This is a genomic window from Roseateles sp. P5_B10 (assembly GCF_056400485.1).
Genome location: NZ_JBFULE010000672.1, coordinates 1 through 2,898, shown reverse-complemented (window position 1 = coordinate 2,898; position 2,898 = coordinate 1). Strand labels below are relative to the sequence as shown.

Below are 2,898 nucleotides of genomic sequence, written 5' to 3'. Positions count from 1 at the left end.
GGGGCTCGCAGCTCTTCAGCACATGAGCCAGCAATGAGCGGCCGGCGAGCTTGTGCAACACCTTGGGCGTTGCGGACTTCATGCGGGTGCCCTTGCCCGCCGCCATGATCACGATGTTGAGCGCCATGCCTGCCTTGCGACTGCGTTTGAACGAAGCCGCGATTATGGGCAGGCGGGGCGCTGTTCCCTGCTGTCCTCGCCGCTAGCGGACGGCTTGCACGGAGACGCGATGCGATTTCGGGTTGACCTTGGGGAACTCGGCCATGGCCGCGTCGAACAGCGGCGTCAGCAGGGCGTCGCTGCCCATGGTCACGCCCTCGTTGCTGGCATGGGTCTCGAACAGGGCCTCGCCGCTGGCGCGGTCACGCATCAGCAGGGCCACGGCGCGGTCGTAGCGGCGATCGAAGAACGGATCGTGGCGCCAGCCAAAGCCGCTCCAGCCTGGCACATAGCCATAGCGCGGCGAAATGAGGCGGCCGCGCCAGCGCCACCACAGCGGGTCATCCCAGGGCACGGGGTCGTAGGCGGTGACGCGGGCGCCCAGCGTGACGAGCACGTCAGCGCTCTTCGCATCGGCGGCAGGCCTGAAGCCGGCCTTTTCCAACGCGGCCTTGGCGGCGTCTTCCAGCGTGGCCTGGCGCTTGGCGGCTTCCTCGCTCTGCTGCTGCGAGGGCAGGCGGTCGAAGGCATAGCTGCCGGGCTTGCGGTCGGCCGGCCAATTGCCATAACTGGAGACGTCAGCGGAGACCGTGTACGGGCCGGCGCAGCCGGTGAAGGCAGCGACCGAGGCAGCGGCAAGGGTGGCGAGGATCAGGCGGCGGTTCATGACGGCACCTCCATCAACGAGATGCCGTCATTCTGACCCGCTCAGATTGCCCGCGTGTAAATCAGCGTTGCAGCGTGATGACTGAAGCCTGCGCGGGTGTCGCGCAGCTTTCATCGTCGTCGAAGGCGATGTCGCCGTCGGGCTCGGCCCGGCCCGTGGCCTTCATGGTCTCGAACGGGAAGAGCTTCTTGTCCATCATGTGCGAGGGCACGACGTTGCCCATGGCCGTGAAGATGTTGTCGATACGGCCGGGGTAGCGCTTTTCCCACTCGTTGATCATGGCCTTGACCTGCACGCGCTGCAGGTTGTCCTGGCTTCCGCACAGGTTGCACGGAATGATGGGGAACTCGCGGTGTTCGGCCCAGCGCACGAGGTCGGGCTCCTTCACATAGGCCAGCGGGCGGATGACGACGTTCTTGCCGTCGTCGCTCACCAGCTTGGCCGGCATGCCCTTCATGCGGCTGCCGAAGAACATGTTCAGGAACAGCGTCGTGACCATGTCGTCGCGGTGATGGCCCAGCGCGATCTTGGTGGCGCCCAGTTCGCCGGCCACGCGGTACAGGATGCCGCGGCGCAGGCGCGAGCACAGGCTGCACGTCGTCTTGCCCTCGGGGATGAGCTTCTTGACGATGGAATAGGTGTCCTGGTTCTCGATGTGGAAGTCCACGCCGCGCGAACGCAGGTAGTTGGGCAGCACCTCCTCGGGGAAGCCGGGCTGCTTCTGGTCGAGGTTGACGGCGACGAGGCTGAACTTGATTGGCGCGCGCTGCTGCAGGTTGAGCAGGATGTCCAGCATGGCGTAGCTGTCCTTGCCGCCCGACAGACACACCATGACCTTGTCGCCGTCTTCGATCATGTTGAAGTCGGTGACGGCCTGGCCGACCTGGCGGTGCAGGCGCTTGGACAGCTTGTTGATCTCAAACGCGGCCTTCTTGTCGGCCGCGGCTTGTTCGGCGAAATCGAGGACGTCAGCGGTGCCCGGCCGCCCGAAACCGCTGACAGCCCCCTCGGGGGGCAGCTCGCCGTGCGAGCGTGGGGGCAAATCAAGTTCAGACATGTTGTTCACCATGCACCCAGTTCGGTGCTGATTGCGACTTCGCAGTCGGGAAAGATTTCGAGCTTGGTCAGCTTCAGGCGCACGCCGACGACGCCGGGCAGGCTCATCAGGCGGTTGCAGAGCTTGCCGAGCAGGGCTTCGACGAGGTCGGTGTGCTCGGCCGTGCACTCGTCGATGATGGCCGTGCGCACGCGGCGGTAGTCCAGCACATGGCCGATGTCGGCGTCGCGCGCGACCACCGGCATGGCGCCGAGGTTGACCTCGGCATCGACCTGGATGGGCTGGGGCCCGGTGCGTTCGAAGTCGAGCACGCCCAGGTTGGCGCGAAAACGCAGGCCCTGCAGATGGATGACCTGGCGGTTGTTGTAGCGCTGCGGCGCGGCGGCGACCTGCGGGCGCAGCGCCAGTTCGATCTGCTTGGCCGCCTGCACGCCATCGGCYAGTGCCGTCTGCACGCAGGGATGCCAGCGACGGCTGGCGTCACCGGCGACGAAGGCGCGTTGGCGCGAGGCCTCGTCCAGCAGCGCAAAGGCGGAAGGCTCGGGCTCGAAGCCCAGCAGTGCGGCGACAAAGTCGAAACGTTCGGCGCCGACAGTGACGCCGCGGTCGTCCGGCAGCAGGGCCTCGGGCAGTGGCGTGGCCAGTTGCACCGTGATGCGGGGGTGGGCGGTCGCCCGCTCGGCCAGGTGGATCTGGGCGCGCCAGCTGCCGCGCGACCAGACAGTCACCTCATGGCCGCGCTCGGCCAGGAAAAGGGCGTTCTCTGCGGCGTTGTCGCCGGCGCCCAGCAGCAGCACGCGCCCTGGCGACAGGGCCTCGCGGCGGGCGGTCAATTGGGAGGCGTCCAGCACGCGCTCATGCGGTACGGCGAAGTAGCGCGCCGGGCGCAACAGGCGCAGGCCGGTGGCGACGAGCAGGGCGCGGGCCTGCACATGCTCGCCGGTGGCCAGTTGCAGGGTCCAGCCTGCGGGCGTGTGGCGGGCGGACTCGGCCCGCGTGCCCAGGCGCAGCGTCA

Annotated in this window: 4 protein-coding genes and 1 pseudogene; all 5 read right to left on the bottom strand. The window is 67.5% G+C overall.

Features of this window, described 5'->3' with window-relative positions; translation table 11 throughout:
• Window positions 1-127, bottom strand: a 127-nt coding sequence (locus AC1DU6_RS25755; protein ID WP_477860582.1) for an NTP transferase domain-containing protein, incomplete at its 3' end; no start/stop codon positions are given.
• 75 nt (window positions 128-202) lie between these two features.
• Window positions 203-826: a DUF4136 domain-containing protein gene (locus tag AC1DU6_RS25750; RefSeq protein ID WP_056203113.1), complete on the bottom strand. Its 624-nt coding sequence runs from the start codon at window positions 824-826 to the stop codon at window positions 203-205.
• 61 nt (window positions 827-887) lie between these two features.
• Window positions 888-1,883 carry a tRNA 2-thiocytidine(32) synthetase TtcA gene (ttcA, locus tag AC1DU6_RS25745; RefSeq protein ID WP_082532988.1) on the bottom strand — a complete coding sequence of 332 codons (996 nt, stop codon included), beginning with the start codon at window positions 1,881-1,883 and terminating at the stop codon, window positions 888-890.
• 5 nt (window positions 1,884-1,888) lie between these two features.
• Window positions 1,889-2,284 (bottom strand): dihydroneopterin aldolase, encoded by a 396-nt coding sequence (locus AC1DU6_RS25740; RefSeq protein WP_056203616.1) that lies wholly within the window; start codon window positions 2,282-2,284, stop codon window positions 1,889-1,891.
• Between the two features lie 378 nt (window positions 2,285-2,662).
• A pseudogene (locus AC1DU6_RS25735) lies at window positions 2,663-2,815 on the bottom strand (hypothetical protein); the annotation flags it as partial.
• Window positions 2,816-2,898 lie beyond the last annotated feature (83 nt).

What these genes read in the sequence shown, in the direction of transcription:
- AC1DU6_RS25750 (WP_056203113.1), bottom strand. Translation starts at nt 826, where the DNA reads ATGAACCGCCGCCTGATCCTCGCCACCCTTGCCGCTGCCTCGGTCGCT.
- ttcA (WP_082532988.1), bottom strand. Translation starts at nt 1,883, where the DNA reads ATGTCTGAACTTGATTTGCCCCCACGCTCGCACGGCGAGCTGCCCCCC.